Origin of the sequence: Ewingella allii (assembly GCF_044430645.1) — a bacterium.
Taxonomy (GTDB): Bacteria; Pseudomonadota; Gammaproteobacteria; order Enterobacterales; family Enterobacteriaceae; genus Ewingella; species Ewingella allii.
In genome coordinates this window covers 219,552-245,421 of record NZ_JAWUDN010000005.1, presented here as the reverse complement: position 1 = coordinate 245,421, position 25,870 = coordinate 219,552, and the positions used below count along the sequence as shown (strand labels likewise).

22 protein-coding genes are annotated in these 25,870 nt (G+C 54.6%); 11 read left to right on the top strand and 11 right to left on the bottom strand.

Annotation, left to right across the window (positions count from 1 at the left end; translation table 11 throughout):
* Positions 1-8: 8 nt before the first annotated feature.
* Together ulaB and ulaA are read right to left on the bottom strand one after the other, a co-directional pair.
* Positions 9-317: a PTS ascorbate transporter subunit IIB gene (gene ulaB, locus SBO83_RS13505; protein ID WP_353503621.1), complete on the bottom strand. Its 309-nt coding sequence runs from the start codon at positions 315-317 to the stop codon at positions 9-11.
* A 47-nt stretch (positions 318-364) separates the two neighbouring features.
* On the bottom strand, positions 365-1,768 hold the full coding sequence (gene ulaA / locus SBO83_RS13500) for a PTS ascorbate transporter subunit IIC (RefSeq protein WP_353503622.1): 1,404 nt from the start codon (positions 1,766-1,768) through the stop codon (positions 365-367).
* Between the two features lie 418 nt (positions 1,769-2,186).
* On the opposite strand from ulaA, the gene ulaG reads away from it, so the two are divergent.
* The 4 genes from ulaG to SBO83_RS13480 all read left to right on the top strand — a co-directional run bounded on the left by ulaG (position 2,187) and on the right by SBO83_RS13480 (position 5,944).
* Entirely contained in the window at positions 2,187-3,251 is a 1,065-nt protein-coding gene (gene ulaG / locus SBO83_RS13495; RefSeq protein WP_353503623.1) for an L-ascorbate 6-phosphate lactonase, read from the top strand.
* A gap of 131 nt (positions 3,252-3,382) precedes the next feature.
* A complete protein-coding gene (gene ulaR, locus SBO83_RS13490; RefSeq protein ID WP_396131861.1) occupies positions 3,383-4,138 on the top strand; it encodes an HTH-type transcriptional regulator UlaR in 756 nt (251 codons plus the stop codon).
* 84 nt (positions 4,139-4,222) lie between these two features.
* Complete coding sequence (glpE, locus tag SBO83_RS13485; protein WP_034793888.1) at positions 4,223-4,543, top strand: thiosulfate sulfurtransferase GlpE; 321 nt, start codon at positions 4,223-4,225, stop codon at positions 4,541-4,543.
* 210 nt (positions 4,544-4,753) lie between these two features.
* Entirely contained in the window at positions 4,754-5,944 is a 1,191-nt protein-coding gene (locus tag SBO83_RS13480; RefSeq protein WP_396131860.1) for an aminotransferase class I/II-fold pyridoxal phosphate-dependent enzyme, read from the top strand.
* Between the two features lie 6 nt (positions 5,945-5,950).
* Here SBO83_RS13480 and SBO83_RS13475 read toward each other — a convergent pair whose 3' ends face one another.
* Entirely contained in the window at positions 5,951-6,856 is a 906-nt protein-coding gene (locus SBO83_RS13475; protein ID WP_396131859.1) for a LysR family transcriptional regulator, read from the bottom strand.
* Between the two features lie 137 nt (positions 6,857-6,993).
* Here SBO83_RS13475 and SBO83_RS13470 point away from each other — a divergent pair, with 137 nt between their 5' ends.
* The 6 genes from SBO83_RS13470 to glpD all read left to right on the top strand — a co-directional run bounded on the left by SBO83_RS13470 (position 6,994) and on the right by glpD (position 12,918).
* Entirely contained in the window at positions 6,994-7,863 is an 870-nt protein-coding gene (locus tag SBO83_RS13470; RefSeq protein WP_396131925.1) for a pirin family protein, read from the top strand.
* A gap of 90 nt (positions 7,864-7,953) precedes the next feature.
* Positions 7,954-8,580, top strand: coding sequence for an isochorismate family cysteine hydrolase YcaC (ycaC, locus tag SBO83_RS13465; protein ID WP_396131858.1), 627 nt, complete (start codon positions 7,954-7,956; stop codon positions 8,578-8,580).
* A 23-nt stretch (positions 8,581-8,603) separates the two neighbouring features.
* Positions 8,604-9,293, top strand: a complete 690-nt coding sequence (locus SBO83_RS13460; protein WP_396131857.1) for an isochorismatase family protein — start codon at positions 8,604-8,606, stop codon at positions 9,291-9,293.
* 233 nt (positions 9,294-9,526) lie between these two features.
* On the top strand, positions 9,527-10,363 hold the full coding sequence (gene glpG, locus SBO83_RS13455; RefSeq protein ID WP_396131856.1) for a rhomboid family intramembrane serine protease GlpG: 837 nt from the start codon (positions 9,527-9,529) through the stop codon (positions 10,361-10,363).
* 9 nt (positions 10,364-10,372) lie between these two features.
* The gene (locus SBO83_RS13450) at positions 10,373-11,131 is read left to right on the top strand and encodes a DeoR/GlpR family transcriptional regulator (RefSeq protein WP_034793903.1); all 759 of its coding nucleotides are present in this window, start codon (positions 10,373-10,375) and stop codon (positions 11,129-11,131) included.
* 275 nt (positions 11,132-11,406) lie between these two features.
* Complete coding sequence (gene glpD / locus SBO83_RS13445) at positions 11,407-12,918, top strand: glycerol-3-phosphate dehydrogenase (RefSeq protein WP_353503629.1); 1,512 nt, start codon at positions 11,407-11,409, stop codon at positions 12,916-12,918.
* Positions 12,919-13,131: 213 nt separating this feature from the next.
* Here the strand turns inward: glpD and glgP are convergent, their stop codons facing one another.
* The 6 genes from glgP to asd form a co-directional block, all read right to left on the bottom strand.
* Positions 13,132-15,579, bottom strand: a complete 2,448-nt coding sequence (gene glgP / locus SBO83_RS13440; RefSeq protein WP_396131855.1) for a glycogen phosphorylase — start codon at positions 15,577-15,579, stop codon at positions 13,132-13,134.
* Positions 15,580-15,619: 40 nt separating this feature from the next.
* On the bottom strand, positions 15,620-17,056 hold the full coding sequence (glgA, locus tag SBO83_RS13435) for a glycogen synthase GlgA (protein WP_353503632.1): 1,437 nt from the start codon (positions 17,054-17,056) through the stop codon (positions 15,620-15,622).
* A gap of 178 nt (positions 17,057-17,234) precedes the next feature.
* Positions 17,235-18,512, bottom strand: a complete 1,278-nt coding sequence (gene glgC / locus SBO83_RS13430; protein ID WP_396131854.1) for a glucose-1-phosphate adenylyltransferase — start codon at positions 18,510-18,512, stop codon at positions 17,235-17,237.
* Between the two features lie 74 nt (positions 18,513-18,586).
* Positions 18,587-20,578 (bottom strand): glycogen debranching protein GlgX, encoded by a 1,992-nt coding sequence (gene glgX, locus SBO83_RS13425; RefSeq protein WP_396131853.1) that lies wholly within the window; start codon positions 20,576-20,578, stop codon positions 18,587-18,589.
* Entirely contained in the window at positions 20,575-22,761 is a 2,187-nt protein-coding gene (gene glgB, locus SBO83_RS13420) for a 1,4-alpha-glucan branching protein GlgB (protein WP_353503635.1), read from the bottom strand. Before glgB ends, glgX begins: the two co-directional genes overlap by 4 nt.
* 384 nt (positions 22,762-23,145) lie before the next feature.
* The gene (asd, locus tag SBO83_RS13415) at positions 23,146-24,249 is read right to left on the bottom strand and encodes an aspartate-semialdehyde dehydrogenase (RefSeq protein ID WP_034793925.1); all 1,104 of its coding nucleotides are present in this window, start codon (positions 24,247-24,249) and stop codon (positions 23,146-23,148) included.
* Positions 24,250-24,539: 290 nt separating this feature from the next.
* Here asd and SBO83_RS13410 point away from each other — a divergent pair, with 290 nt between their 5' ends.
* Complete coding sequence (locus tag SBO83_RS13410) at positions 24,540-25,133, top strand: YhgN family NAAT transporter (RefSeq protein WP_034793928.1); 594 nt, start codon at positions 24,540-24,542, stop codon at positions 25,131-25,133.
* Positions 25,134-25,196: 63 nt separating this feature from the next.
* On the opposite strand, the gene nadS is transcribed toward SBO83_RS13410, so the two are convergent.
* Entirely contained in the window at positions 25,197-25,487 is a 291-nt protein-coding gene (gene nadS / locus SBO83_RS13405; protein WP_396131852.1) for a NadS family protein, read from the bottom strand.
* Between the two features lie 15 nt (positions 25,488-25,502).
* The gene (locus tag SBO83_RS13400; RefSeq protein ID WP_396131851.1) at positions 25,503-25,826 is read right to left on the bottom strand and encodes a type II toxin-antitoxin system RelE/ParE family toxin; all 324 of its coding nucleotides are present in this window, start codon (positions 25,824-25,826) and stop codon (positions 25,503-25,505) included.
* Between the last annotated feature and the right edge of the window lie 44 nt (positions 25,827-25,870).

The following is a 25,870-nucleotide window of genomic DNA, read 5'->3' as shown; positions in this document are numbered from 1 at the left end:
CGTTATCCTTACTTCTTCAGATCGCTGGCGAAGTGCGCGTTAATCACTTCCATCACTTTCGGGCCAAAATCTGCCGCAGAAAGCATATTGCGTACGCCAACGACGTATTTATTGCCGCTCACGGTGATTTCATCCGCCACGTGGGTTGAAGCCACGATGATATCTGCCCCGCCGAGTTCAGATTTGTATTCACCTACTGCGCAGCTGTTCATGGTGTGATCAACACCCTCTTGAGTGAGAAACTGGCCAATTTTCATTTTCATGATCATTGAACTGCCTTGCCCGCAACCGCATACCGCTAGAATTCGTACTGTCATGTGAAAATCTCCGGTCAATGTGAAATAGATAAATAAGAGTGAGTGACTTAGTGAGAAGCAGGCTGGCTAAGCGCCTGTTTTTCAGCATCTTCTTCGGCACGCAGGCTGCGACCTGCGAAGTACATATAAAGCAGCGCGATGACGACGATGACGCCCATAAAGGCCATGCCGATACTGAAGAAGCCCTGCATCAGCGGTGGTGCCAGAATCGACCAGTCGGCCATGCCCATCCAGGCACTCAGGCCTGTCAGCTTGATAGCCCAGACGCAGCCGAAGATCTCCAGCATGCCCATCACCAGACAGATTTTGAGCGCCGCGCGCCAGCCGCCAAAGTGGTTGGCAAACACGCCAATGGTGGCGTTGGAAAAGAACATTGGAATAAAGCCGGGAATGATCATGATGGAAGAACCGAGTGCGAACAGAATGCCCACGGCGATCAGTTGCCCGATGGTGCCCCACATAAAGCCCCAGACCACGGCGTTCGGCGCGAAGCTGTAAATCGCCGCGCAGTCGATAGCTAAAACCGCACCGGGAATTAAGCGTTGGGAGATGCCGTTAAAGGCTTCGGTTAATTCAGCGACGAACATGCGCACGCCCTGAATAATGATGAAAATAGCGACCGCAAACATCAGGCCCGTTTGCAGGATATAGATAGTCCAGTGGGTTTTACCGGCCATCAGTTGCAAGGTATCAAGCCCAAACGAGCAGAGGATAATGCCGAAGAAAATCGTCATCACGATGGCCGTCGAGACGATATTGTCATGGAAGATATTCAACCAGCCCGGCAGCTTGAGGTTCTCGACGCTGTCTTCTTTTTTACCCAGATACGGGGCGATTTTATACGCAATCCATGAAGCAAACTGCTGCTGGTGCCCAATCGAGAAGCCGCTGTTTTCAGTCACGGCCTGAGTGGGTTTGTACATCATGTTGGAGGTAATGCCCCAGTAGAGCGAGACCAGAAACGCCGTCGCCCAAATGGTGGTCCACATCGGGTAGCCCATCACAAAGAAGAACACGGCGATAAGCCCGGCCTGCTGGAACATTATGTGGCCGGTCAGCATGATGGTGCGAATGCCCGTAATACGGCGGAAAACGACATACAGAATGTTGAGAGCCAGGGCGATCAGTACGGCATACCCCACCCAGCTGTAGGCTTCCCCCATTCTTTCGACCGTTGCCATCATTGAGGCGTAGGTGTCAGAAATGGCGCCATTAATGCCATACACTTCAGAAAGCTTGGCAACCACGGGTTTGAACGTGCTGGTCAAAATCCCCGAGCCGGCCTGTAGCAACATAAAACCGATGATGGTTTTGATGGTGCCCTTGATGACGACACTCACGCTTTTCCTAAGCAGGATGTAGCCTAGCATGGTGACAATACCCAGCAGCAGCGGGGCATTGGTCATGACTTGATTAAAAAATACGGTGAATACGGTGTAGAGGAATTCCATAAGACTCTCCGTTAACCTTCGAGAGACACGCTTTGAGAAGATCAGGCAAAGCGATAGTCACAAATACTGTAAGGACGGATGCACAGTAACGCTCACAATAAATCATTAAAAGATTGAAGATGATTATTTGTGATACTCCTCGCAAGATATCCGCTTCAAGAATATCCACGATAAAACAAAAATTACATTTAAAGCTTTAAATTCATAAAGATATAACAATAACCAGCAATCACCTCAGTCAGTTAACTCTTGGCTTTCAAGCTCAAAGGTTGGCTGGACTAACAGATAAACTCTCAAAACCCATCTTGTATCGATGATTTATTGGTGCTAAGTTCGGCGCATAGCAATCATATGTAATCACCAAAAATCATTCAGACTAAAAATATCGACACATTGGTGTCATGAAGAGGGTCAAACCATGAGTAAAGTTCAAAGCATTACCCGCGAGTCGTGGATACTGAATACTTTCCCAGAGTGGGGAACCTGGCTTAATGAAGAGATTGAGCAAGAGCGCGTCGCGCCGGGTACATTTGCTATGTGGTGGCTGGGCTGTACGGGTATCTGGTTGAAATCAGAGGGTGGGGCGAATATTTGCGTCGATTTATGGTGCGGCGTGGGCAAGCAAAACCACAGCAGCCCGCTGATGAAAACCGGCCATCAGATGCAGCGTATGGCGGGGGTGAAAAAGCTCCAGCCTAACCTGCGCACCACGCCATTTGTGCTTGATCCCTTTGCTATTAGAGAGATCGACGCCGTGCTCTCTACCCACGATCATAACGATCACATTGACGTTAACGTCGCCGCCGCCGTCATGCAGAATTGCTCATCAGACGTGCCGTTTATCGGCCCGCAAACCTGCGTGGATCTCTGGATGAGCTGGGGCGTACCGGCTGAACGCTGCATCGTGATGACCCCGGGCAAAGTGGTGAAAATCAAAGATGTGGAAATTCATGCACTGGACTCTTTCGACCGTACCGTTTTAATCACGCTGCCAGCCGACCAAAAAGCCGAAGGCGTACTGCCAGATATGATGGACAAACGCGCGGTGAACTACCTGTTCAAAACGCCAGGCGGCAATCTGTACCATAGCGGCGACTCCCACTATTCCAACTATTTCGCCAAACATGGCAATGAGCATCAGGTGGACGTAGCGCTCGGCTCTTATGGCGAAAACCCGCGTGGCGTAACGGATAAAATGACCAGCGTTGATATTTTGCGCATGGCAGAATCTCTTAAAACTCAGGTAGTTATCCCTTTCCACCATGATATCTGGTCAAACTTCCAGGCTGACCCGCAAGAAATCCGCATGCTGTGGAATATGAAAAAAGACCGACTGAAATATGACTTTAAGCCATTTATTTGGCAGGTTGGCGGCAAATTTACTTATCCAAATGATAAAGATAATTTCGAATACCACTACCCGCGTGGCTTCGATGACTGCTTCACTTCTGAAACAGATTTACCTTTCAAATCATTCCTTTAATCATATTGGATACAGGCAGGGGCGACCTCCCTGCCTTTTCCACCAAAGAGGTGTAACAAAACTAAGGGTGTATGAATGATTGAATCACTCGATTATAATCACGCAATAATCATTTCCCTTGCGGAGCAATCATGACTGAACCCCAACGTCACAACGCGATCCTTAACCTTTTACAACGCAAGGGCCAGATCTCTGTCTCCGATGTGATCGACAGCTTCGATATTTCTCCGGCCACCGCGCGCCGTGATATCACCAAACTCAATGAGCTGGGGAAATTGCGCAAAGTTCGCAACGGTGCCGAAGCCGTCAGTTCGCCACGGGAGAACTGGACGCCGCTCAATATCCACCAGACCCACAATCTCGATGAGAAAAAACGCATCGCTCAGGCGGCAGCGCAGCTCTGCGAACCGGGTGAAAGTGTAGTGATCAACTGTGGCTCGACGGCATTTCTGCTGGGCCGCGAAATGTGTGGCAAAGATATTCAGGTGATCACCAACTATCTGCCGCTGGCTAACTACCTGATTGAGCAAGAGCACGACAGCGTGGTCATCATGGGCGGGCAGTACAACAAGAGTCAGTCCATCACCCTCGCACCACAGGACGGCGATGCCAGCCTGTACGCCGGACACTGGATGTTCACCAGCGGCGCGGGCCTGACCACCGATGGCCTGTACAAAACCGACATGCTGACCGCCATGGCCGAACAGAAAATGCTCAATTACGTCGGCAAGCTGGCGGTGCTGGTTGATAGCAGCAAGGTCGGTCAGCGCGCGGGAATGCTATTTAGCCGCACCGAGCAAATCGATGTGCTGATCACTGGCAAGGAGGCGGACGTTGAAATCCTTGAACAATTGCGTCAAAAAGGCGTGAGAGTGATTCTGGTTTAAGTCTTAACCCTGTGGTTTGTCTGGTCTTGGTGAGCAAATAATTAGGTAGAATATGTCGATAACTGATTATTGAGGCTCGCCAGAATGGAACAATTTGAATCGATCAGCGTTGAACAAGCGCACACCCGCCTGAAACAGGGCGACGCGGTCATGGTAGATATCCGCGACCCGCAAAGCTTTGGCGCGGCCCATGCTCCGGGCGCATTCCACCTCAGCAATGAAAGCATGCTGGCGTTTATGGAACGCGCCGACACCAAAACCCCAGTGATGGTGATGTGCTATCACGGCATTAGCAGCCGTGGCGCAGCTCAGTACCTGCTGACTCAGGGTTTTGAATCGGTCTACAGCATCGACGGCGGTTTCGAAGCCTGGTCAAACACTTTCCCTCAGGATGTAGAAGCCTAATCTCCCCTGCTTCCCCATTCGGCTTAGTCGTCGGCCACCCCAAATATTCCCCCAGTTTAAGCCGCTGCCAACATGGCTGCGGCTTTCCATAGGTTGGCTGCGGGGATATATCGTTTGGTTTGGTCCTGAGTGCCAAATGTTCTTAAGCGAAAACAGCTACTGCTTGTAAGTATTGATATAATTTATCCCTGATTTTTACAGGATATGAAGATGAAACATCTGGAAAACACCCGCCAATTGGGTATGCGTACGCTTGCCGTGCACGCGGGTCAACAGCCTGACCCTTTAACTGGCGCGATCACCACGCCAATCACCGCGACCTCATCTTTCTCTTACGATGACTTTGACAGCGGCGCGCGTCGCTTCAGCGGCGAAGAGCCGGGCTACTCCTATAGCCGTTTCGCAAACCCAACCGTGGCGGTTGTTGAGCAGAAAATGGCGGCGCTGGAAGGCGGCGAAAGTGCCGTGGCCTGTGCCAGCGGCATGGCGGCCATCAGCGCCGTGCTGTTTGCCCTGCTGTCGCCGGGCGATGAGATCATCCACGTGGGTACGCTGTATGGCGGCACCGAGGGAGTGATCCGCAACCTGCTGCCGCGCTACGGCATCAAACCGATTTACGTGGCGGACACCAAAGATCTGCAAGCCGCCCTGACGCCGCAGACCAAAATGGTGTTTGTGGAAACCCCAGCCAACCCCGTTTTGGGTATTGCCGATATTGCAGAAATTGCCCGTATCGCCAAGCAGGCTGGTGCTGTCAGCGTGGTGGATAACACCTTCGCCACCCCTTACCTGACCCGTCCGTTAGATATGGGGATCGACATATCCCTGCACTCCGCCACCAAATATATCAGCGGTCACGGCGACGCCACCGGCGGTATCGTGGTGGGTAGCAAAGCGCTGATCGACCCAATCCGCGTGCTGTGTCTAAAGCAGTTCGGCGGCTGTTTAAGCCCGTTCGAAGCCGCTTTATTGACCCGTGGTTTGAAAACATTGCCACTGCGTGTCGAAGCCAGCTCCGTGGGCGCGGCGCACATTGCTGAAGTGCTGCACGCCCATCCGGCGGTGTCGCAGGTGTTCTATCCGGGGCTGAAAAGCCATCCGGGCCATGAGATTGCGGCTCGCCAGATGAAGCTGTTTGGCGGCATCATGGCGATTGAACTGCGCGGCGGCCGCGAAGCGGCACGCACCTTCCTCGACAAGCTGACGCTGATCACTCAGGCGGTTTCTGTCGGCGATACCGACTCCTTAGCATGTCATCCGGCGACCACCACCCACAGCGCGGTATCGCCAGAAGTTCGTCGATTGAGCGGCATCACTGACGGCTTGGTTCGCATCAGCATTGGTATCGAAGATGTGGAAGATCTGGTGGCAGACCTTGAGCAGGCGCTCGAAGGTCTGTAACAGGCTTTAGTCTTCTTTCAGGTTCGAAAAACGCTCGGCCAGCAGGTCGAGCAGAGCCCTGACTGAAGGCAAAAGTCCTCGTCGTGACGCGAAAACCGCATGGATGATTTCGCGTCGCGGCTGCCAGCCCTGCAACACCTGTATCAGCTCCCCTCGGGCAATCTGCTCAGTGAGCATCATCGTCGGCAACTGCACAATCCCCACGCCTGCCACCGCCGCAGCCCGTAATGCGGGCATACTGCGCGTGACCAAACGCGGCTGATGGCGAATCGCCGCCTGCTCGCCGTCCGGCCCATTCAGCGTCCAAACGTGATCGTTTTGCGGCACGCCCAAATCCAGGCTCGGCCAGCCGATCAGAGCGGCGGGGATCAGAGGCACCCCCTGTTTTTCCAGTAGCTTAGGACTGGCGACCAAGCACTGCCCACGGTCCGCCAATACGCGCATCACCAGATCACTGTCTTCCAGCGGCGGCGGCCGAACTCGGATCGCTATGTCAATGCCTTCACCCACCACGTCAACTCGCCGATTGGTAGCTTCCAAATGCACATCCACCAGCGGATATTCGACCATAAATTCTGCCAGCATCTCCGCCACTCGCGCTTCTAGAAGCGCCACGGGGCAGGTGACTCGCACCACGCCGCGCGGTTCGGCGTAGCGCAGTGCAATAGCTTCGTCCGCCGCCTCGGCCTCAATCAGCATTGCGCGGCAGTGCTGGTAATAAACCTGCCCCACCTCGGTCACGGTAAAGCGCCGCGTGGAGCGCTGAATGAGCCGCGTCCCCAGCCTCTCCTCTAGTAGCGCAATGCGGCGGCTGAGTTTGGATTTCGGCATACCCAAGGCGCGCCCGGCCGGCGAGAAACCTCGATGATTCACCACTTCGACAAAGTAATAGAGATCGTTCAAGTCGCGCATCGCGCTCTCCATATCGTTCTACTGATAGAACACTGATGGCAATTTTAGCATCTACCGGGCATATCGTTGCACATCTATCATTATTCCATCAGCCAGAGCGATGTTGTTTTGGCCCCCTTTTTTGACTGGAGATGATGATGAAGAAAATCCTCGGCATTTATAGCGCACCGCGTCAGCACTGGGTTGGCGATGGCTTCCCGGTCCGTTCGATGTTCAGTTATGGCAGCCACGGCAAGCATGTCAGTCCGTTCCTGCTGCTCGACTATGCGGGCCCGGCGCAGTTCACCCCAAACGATGGCCAACCGCGCGGCGTCGGGCAGCACCCGCACCGTGGCTTTGAGACGGTCACCATCGTCTATCAAGGTGAAGTGCAACATCGCGACTCCACCGGTGCGGGCGGCGTTATCGGCCCTGGCGACGTACAGTGGATGACCGCCGGTTCGGGCATTTTGCACGAAGAGTTCCATTCCGAAGCCTTCTCCCGCCAGGGCGGTGGGCTGGAAATGGTGCAGCTGTGGGTCAATTTGCCCGCCAAAGACAAAATGACCAAGCCCGGCTACCAGACGCTGACCGACAAACACATTCCGGCGGTTAATTTGCCGGATAACGCCGGGTATCTGCGGGTGATTGCCGGGGAATTCGACGGCCAACGCGGCCCGGCGCATACCTTTTCGCCGCTGGACGTATGGGACGTGCGCATGACGCAAAACGGCAAGGCGCGTTTCGATATTCCAGCAGGCAGAACCCTGATGCTGGTGATGCTGCACGGCACCTTGCTCATCAACGGCAATGACGTGGTACGCGAAGCGCAGTTGGTGCAGTTCGACCCGCAGGGCAGCAGCATTGAGCTGGAAGCCAATACCGACGCGGTGTTCTTGCTGCTCAGCGGCGAGCCTATTGATGAGCCAATCGTGGGCCACGGACCCTTCGTCATGAACACGCAGGAAGAGATCAGAGAGGCTATCGACGATTTCAACAGTGGCCGATTTGGTCAGATGCATTCCTAACCCGGTGACGGGCGCTGGCAGCCGAATGCTGGCGCCACGTCTCAGGTTGGCTTAACGCCCTCGGGCATTTTTACCTCAAAGGAGTACCCCATGACCGTAGCTTACAAACGTTTGAACAAAGATGATGTCGCCGTGCTGTTAGTCGATCACCAAACCGGTTTGCTCTCTCTGGTGCGCGATATCGACCCAGATAAATTCAAAAATAACGTGCTGGCCTTGGCCGATATCGCCAGCTACTTCAAGCTGCCAACCATCTTAACCACCAGTTTTGAAGAGGGTCCAAACGGCCCGCTGGTTCCTGAACTGAAAAGCCAGTTCCCGGATGCGCCTTACATCGCGCGCCCTGGGCAGATTAATGCGTGGGATAACGAGGATTTCGTCAAAGCCATCAAAGCCACGGGCAAGAAACAGCTGCTGATCGCCGGCGTAGTCACCGAAGTGTGCGTGGCCTTCCCGGCGCTGTCCGCCATTGAGGAAGGCTTCGAGGTCTTCGTGGTCACCGATGCTTCCGGCACTTTCAATGAAATGACTCGCCATTCGGCATGGGATCGCATGTCCAATGCGGGCGCACAGCTGATGACCTGGTTCGGCGTGGCCTGTGAGCTACACCGCGACTGGCGTAACGATGTGGAAGGGCTGGGCGCGCTGTTCTCCAACCACATTCCTGATTATCGCAACCTGATGACCAGCTACAGCAAACTGACTCAAAACAAATAGTTAATAACATTTAGGAGAACGCCATGACTATTCCTAATAACATTGCTAATTTCAACGGAACGAAACCCGTCATCGATCCTGATGATGCTGTCATGCTGTTAATCGACCACCAAAGCGGGCTATTTCAGACCGTCAAAGACATGCCGATGACTGAATTGCGTGCTAATGCCACGACACTGGCAAAAGTAGCCACTCTGGCTAAAATCCCGGTGATCACCACGGCTTCAGTACCACAGGGGCCAAACGGGCCGCTCATTCCGGAAATCCACAAATACGCTCCGCATGCGCAGTATGTTGCACGTAAAGGTGAAATTAATGCTTGGGATAATGCCGATTTTGTCTCAGCGGTAAAAGCTACGGGCCGGGGAACGCTCATCATTGCTGGTACCATTACCAGCGTATGTATGGCTTTCCCAAGCATTTCGGCAGTGTATGAAGGCTATAAAGTCTTTGCTGTGATTGACGCTTCTGGGACTTATTCAAAGATGGCGCAGGAAATCACCCTTGCCCGCGTGGTTCAGGCCGGTGTGATCCCTATCGATACCGCAGGCGTCTGCTCTGAAATTCAGAGAACCTGGAACCGTCCTGATGCTCTGGAGTGGGCGGAAGCTTACAGTGCCGTATTCCCGCCGTATCAGTTGTTGATTGAAAGCTATACCCGAGCTCAGGAAGTCGTGAAAAATAACGAACTACCCGATTCGCAACGTAGCTAAAGCGTATGTTTCTCTGGCAGACACCCCATGCAACTGGCGTCTGCCATTCTTTACTGACGCACTTCCTCCCCCTCTTCTCTGACTATTCTTGTGCTGCATCTCTCTTCTGACGCTGTTTTTGAGCCCCGCTCTTCCCTGAAGTGGTTATAATCGACTCTCTAAACGCTGGCAGAAAAGGTTTACCCTACAAATGTCTTTTAAAAATCAAACTACTACAGGACCAGCTGAATAATATGGTGCGCATTCTCAGCCTGAACAACCCCCGCCTGGCGCTGGCCTTTGTCGATTACATGGCAACTCAAGGGATAAAACTGCAGGTCAAAAATGAAAGTCAGGAAGTGCAGATCTGGCTGGAAGATGAAGCCCGGCTACCGGAAGTCGAGCAGCAATTAGCCCTCTTTCTAGAAGACCCGCTGCATCCGCGCTATCAGGCGGCCAGCTGGCAGACCGGCAACACCGGCGCTAACCTCAGCTATCAGCATTACTCCTACTGGCAGCGCATTCGCAGTCAGGCAGGCCCGCTGACCATGGTGATGATATTCTTGTGCATCGCGGTCTATATTCTGCAACAGATTTATGGCGACGAAAATGTCATGCGCACGCTGGCATGGCCGATGAACAGCAGCCAATATCTGGAGATTTGGCGCTGGTTCAGCCCGGCGCTGCTGCACTTCTCCCTGCTGCATATTCTGTTTAATCTACTGTGGTGGTGGTACCTCGGCGGCCCGGTGGAAAAGCGTTTGGGCACTGGCAAACTGTTCACTATTACCCTGGTTTCGGCACTGGTCAGCGGCTGGGGACAGTCACTTTTCAGCGGGATCTGGTTTGGCGGCTTATCCGGCGTAGTATATGCCCTGATGGGGTATGTCTGGCTGACCGGCGAGTTAAAACCGGAACGCGGTATTTCTCTGCCACGCGGACTAATGGTATTTTCCATTGCCTGGTTGGTGCTGGGCTATTTCAACGTGATGGGGCTGGCTATCGCCAATGCCGCGCACGTTTTCGGTCTGGTGCTTGGCCTGCTCATGGCCTTTGTTGACACCCGTACGTCACATAAAAAACAGAATTAGGGGATTTCGGTGAAACAGACACAACGCCACGATGCCATTATCGAACTGGTGCGCCAGCAGGGTTATGTGAGTACGGAAGAGCTGGTTGAGCACTTTGCCGTCAGCCCGCAGACCATTCGCCGCGACCTGAATGACCTCGCCGAGCAGAATAAAATTCATCGTCACCACGGCGGTGCGGCCCTGCCTTCCAGCTCGGTGAACGCCGCCTATCACGACCGCAAAATCATGTGGTCGGAAGAGAAAGCGCGCATCGCCCAGCGCGTCGCGGCGCAAATCCCCGACGGCGCGACGCTGTTTATTGATATCGGCACCACGCCGGAAGCCGTGGCCCACGCGCTTTTGAATCACAAAAATTTGCGCGTAGTGACCAACAACCTCAACGTTGCCACCCTGCTCACCGCCAAAGAGGATTTTCGTTTGATCCTCGCCGGTGGCGAAGTGCGCACCCGCGACGGCGGCATTATGGGCGAAGCGACGCTGGACTTTATCTCCCAGTTTCGTCTCGACTACGGCATTTTGGGCATCAGCGGCATCGACATGGATGGCTCACTGCTGGAGTTCGACTATCACGAAGTGCGCACCAAACGCGCCATCATTGAGAATTCGCGCTGCGTGATGCTAGTGACCGACCACTCGAAATTTGGCCGTAACGCCATGGTGAACCTCGGCAACATGAGTCTGATTGACTATATGTTTACCGATCAGAAGCCGCCAGAAAGCGTGATGAAGCTGATTGAGAAGTACGACGTCCAGCTCGAACTCTGCTAAACCCACCCTATCCGGACGTGCGCCCTGCGCGTCCGGCTCCCCGTTCCCCCTTCTTTACCGTCTTAAACGAGCAATTACGAAAAGCACCGCGCGAATTCCTGCCATCTTTGTCTATTCTTTAATCTGATTGCGCTAAATCGCCAAAATTATGTTACCTGCATCACGCCTAAATGTTTTTATTTGGTTAACGCTTGGCTTGTTTGCTGTTTCTCGATTACAATCATGAGCGAAAACGAACATAAAAGAGCTATTACGAACATCTGGAGGAAGATGACGTGGAAACCAAAGACTTGATCGTAATCGGTGGCGGTATTAATGGTACTGGCATCGCTACGGATGCGGCTGGCCGCGGGCTGTCCGTTCTGCTGCTGGAAGCGCAAGACTTGGCCTGCGCAACCTCTTCAGCTAGCTCAAAACTGATTCACGGTGGCCTGCGCTACCTCGAACATTATGAATTCCGCCTGGTCAGTGAAGCACTGGCCGAGCGCGAAGTGCTGCTGCGCCTTGCGCCACACATTGCCTTCCCTATGCGCTTCCGCCTGCCGCACCAGCCTCACCTGCGTCCGGCCTGGATGATCCGCATCGGCCTGTTTATGTACGACCATTTGGGCAAACGTACCAGCCTGCCGTCCAGTAAAGGGCTGAAGTTTGGCGCGGATTCCGTGCTGAAGCCGGAGCTAACCAAAGGTTTCGAATACTCTGACTGCTGGGTTGATGATGCGCGTTTAGTCGTACTTAACGCTCAGGAAGTGGAAGAACGCGGCGGCGAAGTTCGTACTCGCACCCGAGTCACTCGCGCATGGCGCGAAGACGGCATGTGGATGGTGGAAGCCGAAGAAGTCGATACCGGTAAAACCTTCACCTGGCGCGCCAAAGGTCTGGTCAACGCCACTGGCCCTTGGGTGAAACACTTCTTCGACGACGGCCTGAAACTGAAATCGCCATACGGCATCCGCCTGATCAAAGGCAGCCATATCGTGGTGCCACGTGCGCACAATCAGCCGCAGGCCTATATTCTGCAAAACGAAGACCACCGTATCGTGTTCGTTATTCCATGGCTGGATGAATTCTCGATCATCGGCACCACCGACGTGGAGTACCACGGCGATCCGAAAGACGTGCAGATCGACGAGAAAGAGACCAGCTATCTGCTGAAAGTGTATAACGACCACTTTAAGAAACAGCTGACCACCGAAGATATCGTCTGGAGCTACTCCGGCGTTCGCCCGCTGTGCGACGACGAATCAGATTCTCCACAGGCCGTGACTCGCGATTACACGTTGGACGTTCACGACCAAAACGGCAAAGCGCCGCTGCTGTCGGTGTTCGGCGGCAAACTCACCACTTACCGTAAGCTGGCTGAGCACGCGATGGAGAAACTGGGTAAATACTATCCGAAAGCAGGCCCGGCGTGGACCAAAAACGCCGTGCTGCCGGGTGGTAAACTCGGCGGTGACCGTGAAACTTACGCCGCCAATTTGCGTAACCGTTTCAAATGGTTGCCTGAATCACTGGCCCGCCGCTATACCCACACTTACGGCAGTCAGACCGAGTTGTTTATCGCCGACGCTACCAGCCTTGAGTCACTGGGCGAAGATTTCGGTCACGGTCTGTACGAAGCCGAGTTGCGCTATCTGGTTGAGAAAGAGTGGGTTTGCGAACTCGATGACGCCATCTGGCGCCGTACCAAGCTCGGCATGTGGCTGGATAAAGCCCAACAGGCGCGCGTCGCCGAGTGGCTGGCAGCCAATAAGCAGCAGAAGAAAGACATCTCGCTTGCCTCCTAATCTCCGGGGCTAGCAAGCAAAAAGGCATCCAGATGGATGCCTTTTTTTATTCAATCATCATTACCATTTACCTCACTATTATCATTCTCTTAGACATGAAAAAGCCCAGAACCGCTGAGTAGATCCTAAAGATTATCTACGAGCAGTGCTGGGCTTGTGGCCGAAAACTAAGCTTTCACTCCAAGTCTGTCAATACCGTTTCAATTACTTCCCTCACAACTTAATCGGCTTAATGTTCCAGATCTCATCCGCGTATTCTTGGATGGTGCGGTCGGAGGAGAAATAGCCCATGTTGGCGATGTTCAACAGGGTGCGGCGGGTCCACTCCTCGGGCTGTTTGTAGAGTTCATCCACTTTATCTTGGGTATCGACATAGCTGCGATAGTCCGCCAATACCTGATAATGGTCGCCAAGGTTAACCAGCGTGTCGAACAGATTGCTGTAACGTTTTGGCTCATTAGGGCTGAAGACGCCGGTGGCAATCTGAGTTAGCACCTGATGCAACTCAGCGTCCTGCTCATAGTAACTGTGCGGGTTGTAGCCGTCGCGGCGCAGCTGCTCGACCTGCGGGGTAGTGTTGCCGAAGATAAAGATATTCTCTTCGCCGACGTGCTCCAGCATTTCGACATTGGCGCCATCCAGCGTGCCGATGGTCAGCGCGCCGTTGAGCGCAAACTTCATATTACTGGTGCCGGACGCCTCGGTGCCCGCCAGCGAGATCTGTTCAGAGAGATCCGCCGCCGGAATGATGATCTGTGCCAAACTCACGCTGTAGTTCGGAATGAACACCACTTTGAGTTTGTCGCGCACGCGGGGATCTTCATTGATCACCGCGGCTACGTCATTGATCAGGCGAATAATTTGCTTGGCCGCGTAGTACGCAGAGGCCGCTTTCCCGGCAAAAATCACCGTGCGCGGCACCCAGCCAGCATCGGGATCTTCGATAATCCGGTTATAACGGGTGATGACGTGCAGCACGTTCATCAGCTGGCGTTTGTACTCGTGAATGCGCTTAATCTGCACGTCGAACAGGCTTTTCGGGTCCACCACCACGTCGAGCTTCTGAGCGATATAAAGCGCCAGCCGCTTTTTGTTCTCCAGCTTGGCCTTGCGCAGCGCCTCGAGGAAGCTTGGGTAGTCGATATTCTGTTTCAGCTCTTCCAGCTGGCTGAGGTCCGTACGCCAGTTATGGCCGATGGCGTCATCCAGCACTTTAGACAGCGGCTTGTTGGCCAGCCCCAGCCAGCGGCGCGGGGTCACGCCATTGGTTTTATTGCAGAAACGGTCAGGGTAGATGCGGGCAAAGTCGACAAACAGCGACTGCACCATCAGCTCTGAGTGCAGCGCCGACACGCCGTTGACTTTATGGCTGGCAATCACCGCCAGCCACGCCATGCGCACGCGGCGGCCGTTGCCTTCATCAATAATCGACACCCGTGAGAGAATGCCGCTGTCATTCGGCACTTTTACCGCCACTTCTTTGAGGAAGTGATCGTTAATCTGGAAGATAATTTCCAGATGGCGCGGCAGGATTTTGCCAATCATATCCACCGGCCAGGTTTCCAACGCTTCGCTCATTAGGGTGTGGTTGGTGTAGGAGAAGACCTGCGTCACTGTCCCCCACGCCTGCTCCCACGTGAATTTATGCTCGTCAATCAGCAGGCGCATTAGCTCAGGGATGGAGAGCACCGGGTGAGTATCATTGAGGTGGATGGCGATTTTGTCCGCCAGATTCTCGTAAGTGTGGTGCGTGACGTAGTGGCGGTTGAGGATGTCCTGCACGGTAGCCGACACCAAAAAGTACTCTTGGCGCAGGCGCAGCTCGCGGCCCGAGTAGGTGGAGTCATCCGGGTAGAGCACCCGCGACACGTTTTCCGAGTGGTTTTTATCTTCCACCGCCGCAAAGTAGTCGCCCTGATTGAATTTGCCGAGGTTGATTTCGTTACTAGCCTGCGCACCCCACAGGCGCAGCGTGTTGGTGGCGTCGGTATCAAAACCGGGAATAACCTGATCATAAGCCAGCGCAATAACTTCTTCGGTTTCCAGCCAGCGGGTTTTGCTGCCTTCATGCTGCAAACGCCCGCCAAAACGCACTTTGTAGCGAGTGCTGTGGCGCTGGAATTCCCACGGATTGCCGTACTCCAGCCAGTAGTCCGGCGACTCCATCTGCTGACCATTAATGATGTTCTGCGTGAACATGCCGTATTCATAACGGATGCCGTAGCCACGCCCAGGCAGCGCCAGCGTCGCCAGTGAATCAAGGAAACAGGCCGCTAAACGTCCCAAACCGCCATTGCCCAAGCCGGGGTCATTCTCTTCGCCGATCAGCTCCTCAAGATCGAAGCCCATTTCATCCAGCGCCTGCTTGATATCATCGTAGATGCCCATCGACAGCAACGCGTTAGACAGGGTGCGGCCAATCAAAAACTCCATCGACAGATAATAAACTTGGCGCACATCTTGCGACGTTTGCGCACGGTTGGATCGCAGCCAGCGCTCCACCATACGGTCGCGCACGGCAAACAGCGTGGCGTTCAGCCAGTCGTGCTGGGTGGCGATAGACGGATCTTTGCCGATGATAAACATCAACTTATAGGCAATAGAGTGTTTCAGCGCTTCAACACTGACAGTAGGCGATGTGTAATTAAACGGTGAGGTCATAGCGTTTCGTTCCCAATCAAGTCATGCCGCTGCGCGGCCATTATGACAACAGGCGTTGATAAAGAGACAGATAGGCCTGAGCCGCAACCTGCCAGCCGAAGTCGATTCCCATGGCGTGATGCTGCACGTGCCGCCAATGCTTTGGCCGGCTCCAGAGAACAAAGGCCCGACGAATAGCGTTACCCAATGACTTGCCGTTCGCCTCTTCGAAAACAAAACCGCTGGCGGTGCCGTCGGCCAGATTCTCCAGCGCACAGTCCACCACGGTATCAGCCAGCCCGCCGGTGCGACGCACCAGCGGCAGCGTGCCGTACTTCAGGCCGTAGAGCTGAGTCAGGCCGCAAGGCTCGAAACGGCTCGGCACCATGATCACATCCGCGCCGCCAATAATGCGGTGCGAGAACGCTTCGTGATAACCCAGCTGAACGCCAACCTGCCCCGGATTGTCCGCCGCCGCCGCCAGAAATGCCTGCTGCAACACGGCATCGCCCGCGCCGAGCAGCGCCAATTGGCCGCCGCGTTCCAGCAGATCGGGCAGCGCTTCCAGCACCAGATCCAACCCTTTTTGGCTGGTCAGGCGGCTGACCACGGCAAACACCAGCCGCGAGTCATCGACGTCCAGCCCCATCGCCCGTTGCAAATAGGCTTTGTTGATGGCTTTGGAGCGCAGGTCGTCGGCGTCGTAACGCGCAGACAGCAGCACATCATTGCGCGGCTGCCAGATAGCATCGTCTACGCCGTTGAGAATACCGGTGAGACGCCCTTCGCGCTCCAGCTCCAGCAGTAGCGACTCCATGCCGTAACCAAACTCTGGCCGGGTGATCTCCTTGGCGTAGGTTGGGCTGACGGTGGTGACGTGGTCGGAGTAATACAGCCCGGCCTTGAGGTAAGAAATCTGGCCGAAGAACTCCAAGCCGTGCATCTGGAAGAATTCTTGCGGGATTTGCAGCTGCTGCAAATGGTGGCTTTCGAACAGCCCCTGAAATGCCAAATTGTGCACCGTAAACACGGTTTTCACCGGCAGATTACGTGCGCGCACGTAGGCGGATGTCAGCCCGGCGTGCCAGTCATGGGATTGCAGAATATCCGGCTGCCAAGACGGATCGAACCCGGCACCCAGCTCCGCCGCCATCCAGCCCAGCAGGGCAAAGCGCAGATGGTTATCCGGGTAAGCATATAAAGATTGATCGTGATACGGACTGCCGGGACGGTCATACAAAATGGGCACGTCAATAATATAAATTCCCACGCCCTGATAGACGCCGTAGCGCAGCGTCACCTGCCCCGCAAAAGTATCAAGTTGCCCCACGACCTGCGTCTCGCCCAGCCCGCGTTTGATATCAGGGAACGCCGGAATCAAGACGCGAACGTCAGTCCCCCCTTCAATTTGTGCGGCGGGAAGCGCACCCGCGACGTCAGCCAGTCCGCCCGTTTTCAACAGGGGGAACAGCTCTGAACAAACATGTAAAACCTGCATTCGCGCTCCTGAGTCATCACCACCATCACGGGATAAGGGCCGAAATGGCGAGCAAATATTATCGGGGCAGACGTCAATATTCTCCCTCTTGACCGTCCCGGACCACGTTCATTTCATCTAATCAGCTTTTCACTTCTTACCGGCCGACCCAACGCGTTGGGCTGCAAAATGCCGGGTATTACAATTTCGCGAGCATCGCCCTGGTGACGAGCACGACCCCGCCCTCTGAACGATAAAAACGTTTACTGTCTTCGTCGGCGTTTTCGCCAATCACCATGCCCTCAGGAATATGACAGGCACGGTCGATCACGCATTTACGCAAACGACAGGAGCGACCGACATTGACGTCCGGTAGCAAGACTGTCGAATCAATATTGCAAAACGAGTTCACCCGCACGCGTGGGAACAGCACGGCGTTGACCACCACCGAGCCAGAGACAATGCAGCCCCCGGCTACCAGAGAGTTCATGGTCATGCCGTGGCTGCCCGACCTGTCTTGCACAAACTTGGCCGGCGGCAGCGGCTCCATATGGGTGCGGATAGGCCACGAGCGGTCATACATATCCAGCTCAGGCGTCACCGACGCTAAATCCAGATTGGCTTTCCAGTAAGCGTCCAGCGTACCGACGTCGCGCCAGTACGGTGGCTGCTCGCTGTTTTGCGTCACGCAGGAGAGGCTGAAGGGATGGGCCCTGGCCGCGCCCTGACGCGTAATTTTCGGAATAAGATCTTTACCAAAGTCGTGGCTGGACTCTTCGCTCGCCATGTCCTCTTCGAGCAGGCGGAAAAGATAATCCGCATTAAAAATGTAGACCCCCATGCTGGCCAGCGCCATGTCCGGCTGGCCCGGTATAGAGGGCGGATCCTGCGGTTTTTCGAGGAAGCTCTTGATTTGATAGTCTTCGCTGACGTCCATCACGCCAAATTCACTGGCTTCCGCCAGCGGCACGGCCAGACAGGCCACGGTGCATTCACCGCCTTTTTCCACGTGGTCCACCAGCATGCGCGAGTAGTCCATTTTGTAGATGTGGTCCCCGGCCAGAATCACCACGTACTCCGCCTCATAGCGGCGAATAATGTCCAGATTCTGATACACCGCGTCGGCGGTACCTTTGTACCAATGCTCGGTGCTCTGGCGCTGCTGGGCGGGGAGTAAATCGACGAACTCGTTCATCTCCTCATTGAGAAACGACCAGCCGCGCTGAATATGCTGAACAAGGGTATGTGATTGATATTGCGTGATAACGCCGATGCGACGAATGCCAGAGTTCAGGCAGTTCGACAGGGCAAAATCGATAATGCGGAATTTGCCACCAAAGTGAACGGCAGGCTTGGCCCGCGTGGCGGTTAAGTCTTTAAGGCGCGAGCCGCGTCCCCCGGCCAAAATGAGCGCCACGGATTTGAGCGGCAGCTGTCTTGCCAGCATGACTGGATCTCTATGTTCTGTTTTACTCATGATGAACTCCTTGCATCACTCTGCTGACGTTGCGCTGTGCTGAAGGTGTGGCCCGACGATTGTTTGTTAATCACTTATTCGTCACTCTCCAACACAGATAGGGTTTTCGCTTGCGCGCACCACATTCCGCCATCCCTGACCGACGGTGCTCCCTCAGCGAATGGCGCAACCGGGTGCCAATTCCCTGCGGGCAAATGCATATCAACATCGTTAAGCGATGCGTTGAGAACCACCAGCCAGCGCCGCGAAAGGCGGATTTGCAGCCATTGCTGCGGACCATGTTCCCAACCTTCACTGCTCATCGGCTGGCCTTGCTGGTCCAGCCATTCAACATCATCGCCCCCGGCCTGCCACCACGTAGAACGCGACAGCGCGGGGATCGTCTTGCGCAGCGCAATCAGCGCCGCCACGTAGGCCGTGAGGCTTTCATCGGCGTGATGCCAGTCGAGCCAGGTCAGCGCGTTATCCTGACAGTAGGCGTTATTGTTGCCCTGCTGGCTGTGGCCCTGCTCATCGCCTGCCAGCAGCATCGGCGTGCCCTGCGACAGCAACAGCGTCGCCAACAGGGCGCGCTGGCTCAGCCCGCGCTGATGCTGCACCGCAGGCGAGGCGCTCAGCCCCTCTTCGCCATGGTTCTGGCTGTAATTCTCATTGTGGCCGTCGCGGTTATCTTCGCCATTGGCCTGATTGTGTTTGTCGTTAAAACTGACCAGATCGCGCAGCGTGAAGCCGTCGTGAGCGGTAAGCATGTTCACGCTGGAATAAGACGCGCGATCGTCGTGATTGAACAGGTCGGCGGAGGCGGCAAAGCGCTGGGCGAAATGCCCTAGCGGCAGATTGCCGTGCAGCCAGAATTTGCGCATGTCATCGCGCCACAGGTCGCTCCACTCGGCGAAAGGCGCGGGGAAATGCCCCAGCTGGTAGCCGCCGGGGCCGATGTCCCAGGGTTCGGCAATCAGCTTGCAGCCAGACAGCACGTCATCGGCTTGAATTGCGGCGAACAGCGGCGATTGGGTGTCGAAGGTTGGCGTTCTGCCGAGCACCGTGGCTAAATCAAAGCGGAAACCGTCGACGTGACATTCCCGCACCCAATAACGCAGGCAGTCGAGCGTCCAGGCGATGGTTTCTTCATCCACCAGACGCAGCGCGTTGCCGCAGCCGGTCACGTTGTCGTCGCTGCCGTCTTCGCGCAGCCAGTACCAGCTGGCGTTATCGATGCCACGGAAGGAGATAAATGGCCCGTCGACGTCCAGCTCCGCGCTGTGGTTGAACACCACGTCGAGGATCACTTCGATTCCCGCCTGATGCAGCGCTTTGACCGCTGCTTTAAATTCATTCAATGCCGATAGGTTTTTGTGGCGGCTGGCGTAACCTGGTTCCACCGCGCAAGGGGCCAGCACGTTATAGCCCCAGTAATTGCTCAGCCCAAGCCGCTGTAGGCGCGGCTCGTCGGCGTGATGCTGCACCGGCAATAATTCAATGGCGGTAATGCCCAGATGCTGGAGATATTGCAGCATCACCGGATGCGCCAGCCCGGCGTAAGTGCCGCGCAGCGCCGCCGGAATGCCCGGATGCTGGCGAGTCAAACCGCGCACGTGCGCCTCATAAATCACCGTTTCGCTCCACGGCGTGGCGGGCGGCGCGTCATCTCCCCAGTCAAAGGCGTCATTGATTACTACTGACTTTGGCGCGGCCACCGCGCTGTCTTTGTCATCCGGCGAGTCAATGCCGCCGGTGAGCCGCGCGTTGTCCCGCAGCTCTCCTTCTAGCGCCCGCGCGGCTGGGTCGATCAACAGCTTTTTAGGATTGAAACGTAACCCCCGCGCCGGTTCAAAAGGCCCATAAACCCGATAACCATAGCGCTGCCCTGCCTTGGCGTTTGGCAGAAAGCCGTGCCACAGGTTGCCGGTTCTCCCCGGCAAGGTTAAGCGCTGCTCGCTGCCCGCTTCATCAAACAGGCACAACTCGACCTTCTCCGCGTGGGCGGAAAACAGGCTGAAGTTGACGCCATCTGGCTGCAACGTGGCGCCAAATGGCTGCGATTTACCGGGCTGGAGCTTATTCATAGATCCTCCCGCCTGAGATAGAGAGTCGCCAGCGGAGGAATAGTCAGCGATATGGAGTGATCGCGCTGATGGTGGTGGTGGGCATGGCTGTAAATATCACCGCCGTTGCCGACATTGCTGCCGCGATAGAAGTGCGAATCGGTATTCAGCACTTCGTGGTAGCGCCCCGGACGCCCGACGCCGATGCGGTAATCGTAGCGCGGCACCGGCGTGAAGTTGCTGACCACGATGATTTCGTTGCCGTGCTCGTCGCGACGAGCAAAGGCAAACACCGAGTTTTCATGGTCATCCACCACCAGCCATTCAAAGCCGCGCGGGTTGAAATCCAGCTCATACAGCGGCGACTGCTGGCGATAAACGTGGTTTAAATCGCGCACTAAATGCTGCACGCCGCTGTGCCAGCCGTTTTGGTCATCCAGCAGATGCCAGTCGAGGCTGTTGTTGAAATCCCATTCGCGGCCTTGGGCAAATTCACAACCCATAAACAGCAGTTTCTTGCCCGGATGGGCCCACATAAAGCCGTAATAGGCCCGCAGGTTGGCAAACTTCTGCCAAGTGTCGCCCGGCATTCTGTCGAGCAGCGAGCCTTTGCCATGCACCACTTCATCGTGCGACAGCGGCAAAATGAAGTTCTCGCTGTAGGCATAAAGCACGCCAAAGGTCATGAGGTGGTGGTGATATTTGCGGTGAACCGGGTCAAGCTGCATGTAATTGAGGGAGTCATGCATCCAGCCCATATTCCACTTGTAGTGGAAGCCGAGGCCGTTGGCGTCCGGCGGCATGGTGACGCCGGGGTAGTCGGTGGACTCTTCCGCCAGCGTCACTGCCCCGTCCAGCTCGCGGCCAATGGTCTGGTTGGTGTAGCGCAGGAAGGAGATCGCTTCGAGATTTTCCCGCCCGCCGTAGTGGTTGGGCACCCATTCGCCCGGCTTGCGGCTGTAGTCGCGGTAGATCATCGACGCCACGGCATCGACGCGCAAACCATCAATGCCGTAGCGCTCAATCCAGTAAAAACCGTTACCCGCCAGATAGTTGCGCACTTCGTGGCGGCCATAGTTGTAAATCAGCGTGTTCCAGTCCTGATGATAACCTTCGCGCGGATCGGCATATTCGTACAGCGCGGTGCCGTCGAACTGCGCCAGCCCGTGGGCGTCGCTCGGGAAATGGCCCGGCACCCAGTCGAGGATCACGTTCAGCCCGGCGTCGTGGGCGGCGTCAATAAAGGCTTTGAACTCTTGCGGCGTGCCGTAGCGACGGGTCGGGGCATACATGCCGAGCGGCTGATAGCCCCAGCTGCCGTCGAACGGATGCTCGTTAATTGGCATCAGTTCAATATGGGTGAAGCCCATCCATTTGGCGTAGGAGACCAGCTGCTCGGCCAGCTCACCATAGCTCAGCCAGAAATTATCATCGGTATGGCGACGCCACGAGCCGAGATGCACCTCGTAAACGGAGATGGGCTGGTTAAAGGCATTGGCTTTCTTGCGTTCAGCGGAAAACGGCACCTTTTCAGGCAGTTGGCGCACCAGAGAAGCCGTCTCCGGGCGCATCTGGGCTTCAAAAGCATAAGGGTCGGCGCGCAGCGAAACATGGCCACGGCAATCAATAATTTCATATTTGTAGAGCTGGCCCTGCTTAACGGCGGGGATAAACAGCTCCCAAATGCCGTTTTCGCGGCGCTGGCGCATCGGGTGGCGCCGGCCATCCCAGTAATTGAACTCACCCACTACGGAGATCCGCGTGGCATTCGGCGCCCAGACGGCGAAACTCACGCCTTCGACGCCATCCAGCACCTGCGGGTGCGCGCCCAGTTGTTCATAAGGGCGGAGGTGCGTGCCTTCGGCCAACAGCCAGATATCCAGCTCCTGCAACAGAGTGCCGAAGCGATAAGGGTCGTCGAGGCGATGGGTATTTTCGCCCCAACGCACGTCCAACTGATAGCGAAACGGGTTCTTGCGCCGTGGTATTAACCCGACAAAAAAACCGCGATCGTCATAGCGGCGCAGCTCACACACCTGCGTACCCTTGTCGGCGTCCACCACCCACACTTGATCAGCGTCTGGCAGCAGAGCGCGAACTTCAATACCTGCCGCGACGGTGTGCATCCCCAGTAAGGAAAAAGGATCAGCGTAGTGTCCAGAAATAAGCTGATTAATAACGTGCTGATCGGGAAGTACTGACATGAATTTCGTCCTATGATTAATTAAATCAATAAATTCAATGACATCAGGCAGATGATTAATGTTATTTCTCAAATAAATTGTGCGCCCGTTTTCTCATGCGCCCTGTGATGCGCGTGCCGTTATTTTTTGCTTAAACGTGCTCGACGACGCTCATGTTCACAGTTTCTAAAAATGTGCTATTTCCCCCTTCTCAAATTCAAATGGGTCATCTACTAAGCATAGACAAAGGTCGTTAAAAGGCAGGGTGGATAAGCAGAGGAATTTTGGGTGTCTTGAAATTCAGGGGAAAGCGCTAGGAGGAGAGACTGGAACAGGGTGAAGTGCTTGATAAAAGGAGTTAAAACGGGACACCGTGCTGGTGCCCCGAGGGAAGACTATCAGGAGTTACAGCAAGATGCGCAGCATGCGGCGCAGAGGCTCAGCGGCACCCCACAGCAGCTGATCACCCACGGTGAAGGCGGAGAGATACTGTGGACCCATGTTCAGCTTACGCAGACGCCCAACCGGGGTGTTCATGGTGCCGGTGACCGCGGCCGGAGTCAGTTCACGCATCGACAGTTCGCGGTCATTTGGGATCACGCGAACCCAGTCATTGTGGGTTGCCAGCATCTGTTCGATTTCTGGAATCGACACGTCTTTTTTCAGTTTCAGGGTGAAAGCCTGACTGTGGCAGCGCAGCGCGCCGATGCGCACGCACAGGCCATCCACTGGGATAACGCTTGAAGTACCAAGGATTTTGTTGGTTTCAGCCTGACCTTTCCACTCTTCTTTGGTCTGGCCGTTGTCGAGCTGCTTGTCAATCCAAGGGATCAGACCGCCCGCCAAAGGAACGCCGAAGTTGTCGGTTGGCAGAGTACCGCTGCGGGTCAGCGCAGTGACTTTGCGTTCGATATCCAGAATGGCCGAAGCCGGGTCTTGCAGCTCTTTCGCCACGTTGTTGTGCAGCATGCCCATTTGGGTCAGCAATTCGCGCATGTGGCGCGCGCCGCCGCCAGATGCCGCCTGATAAGTGGCGACAGAGGCCCACTCAATCAGGTCATTGGCAAACAGGCCGCCGAGTGACATCAGCATCAGGCTGACGGTGCAGTTACCGCCGGCAAAGGTCTTAATACCTTTGTCGATACCCTGATGAATTACTGCGCTGTTGACCGGGTCCAGAATAATGATCGCGTCATCGTTCATTCTTAAAGACGATGCTGCGTCGATCCAGTAGCCATTCCAACCGATTTGACGCAGCTTCGGATAGATTTCATTGGTATAATCGCCGCCCTGACAGGTAATGATAATGTCCAACGCACTCAGTGCGTCGAGATCATAAGCATCCTGCAATGTGCCCTGCTGCCCGGTAAATGACGGAGCGGCCTGGCCGTGTTGCGAGGTGGAGAAGAATACCGGGCGGATGGCGTCAAAATCGCGTTCTTCAATCATGCGTTGCATGAGTACAGAACCGACCATACCGCGCCAGCCAATGAAACCTACATTTTTCATAATTACTGTCCTGACCTGAAAGGTGATAGCTGCGTAATGAGTTTGATTTTTTAGCGCTGACGACCCTGTCAACACAAAGGATTTGTCCCGGAAACCGTTCGGGTGACAGGCAAAAGACAGTACCTATTCGAAACAAACGAAGACGGGTATACCACCTTACAAAATGGTGTAGAAGTGGCAAGTGAATTTAATCGATAGTGCGGGCTTTTTTAGCAGCACAACTTATATAACAGGTAAAAATAATCCCTATATACCCACGGGTATAGGGGTAACTCTCTTCTGAGGTAGTCATGACCGAAATGATTTCAGCAACTATTTTGCTGTTTTTAATTATGGACCCACTAGGTAACCTGCCGATCTTTATGTCGGTGCTCAAACATTTAGATCCTAAGCGTCGTCGAGTGGTGCTGATCCGCGAGATGCTGATCGCGCTGATCCTGATGCTTATTTTCCTGTTTGCCGGTGAGAAGATCCTCTCCTTCCTCAATCTGCGCACAGAAACGGTGTCGATTTCCGGCGGTATTATTCTGTTCCTGATCGCCATCAAGATGATTTTCCCTTCAGAAGAGAAAAGCAGCACCGGCTTACCGGCGGGTGAAGAACCCTTCCTGGTGCCGATGGCAATCCCACTGGTGGCTGGCCCGTCGATTCTGGCAACGCTGATGCTGCTCTCGCATCAATATCCGAATCAGATGTCGCACCTGACGCTGGCACTGTTCATCGCCTGGGGCCTGTCGATGTGCATCCTGTTACTATCAAACCTGTTCCTGCGCCTGCTCGGCGACAAAGGCGTCAGCGCCCTCGAACGCCTGATGGGTCTGGTGCTGATCATGCTTTCCACCCAGATGTTCCTGGATGGAGTTAGGGCGTATTTGAAGATTTAGTTTATCTTCCTCAGAACAACAAAAACGGCGAGCACATGGCTCGCCGTTTTTATTTAAGACTCTTTAAATCATCTTTAATGTATTGATGATATTGGGATTTAACTCAATCATCCTTAATAACTTAAGTGCAGCTCCATTTGGCAAACGTTTTTGCTGCTCCCATGCCTGAACCAAGGAAGGGGAAACTCCGATTAGCTTGGCAAATTCCTCTTGTTTCACCCCTGCTTTAGAACGAATTTCTTTTACTACTGGCATAGCAATGCGTGTGACATGCGCTGGTGCCATCTCGCCTTTGCGGATCGCCACCATCTCTTCGGCTGATTGTCGAAGTTCTTCGAATAGTTCTTTATCCATGGTCCATCTCCTGTTTCACGACAGACTTTGCACAATGCTTTTCAGGATTGCTTTCTCATTGTTAGAAAGCGAATCCTTATCGCTCTTCGGGTACACAAGCAGCATAAAAATTTGTCCGTCGGCACAAAGGTAATAATAGATAGCTCTTACACCACCACTTTTTCCTTTTCCCGCCTTTGCCCAGCGAATTTTGCGGCAGCCACCAGTTCCAACAATGACTGCACCGGCATCTGGCGAGTGCGTGAGATACTCCTGAAGTTGACAATACTCATCCTCAGTAAGTAATTCTTTGCATTTACGACTAAAAGTCGGCGTTTCAATAAACTCCAAATATTCCATATGACTCGATCCCTGACTCAAGATGGCGAGATAATACTCTCACA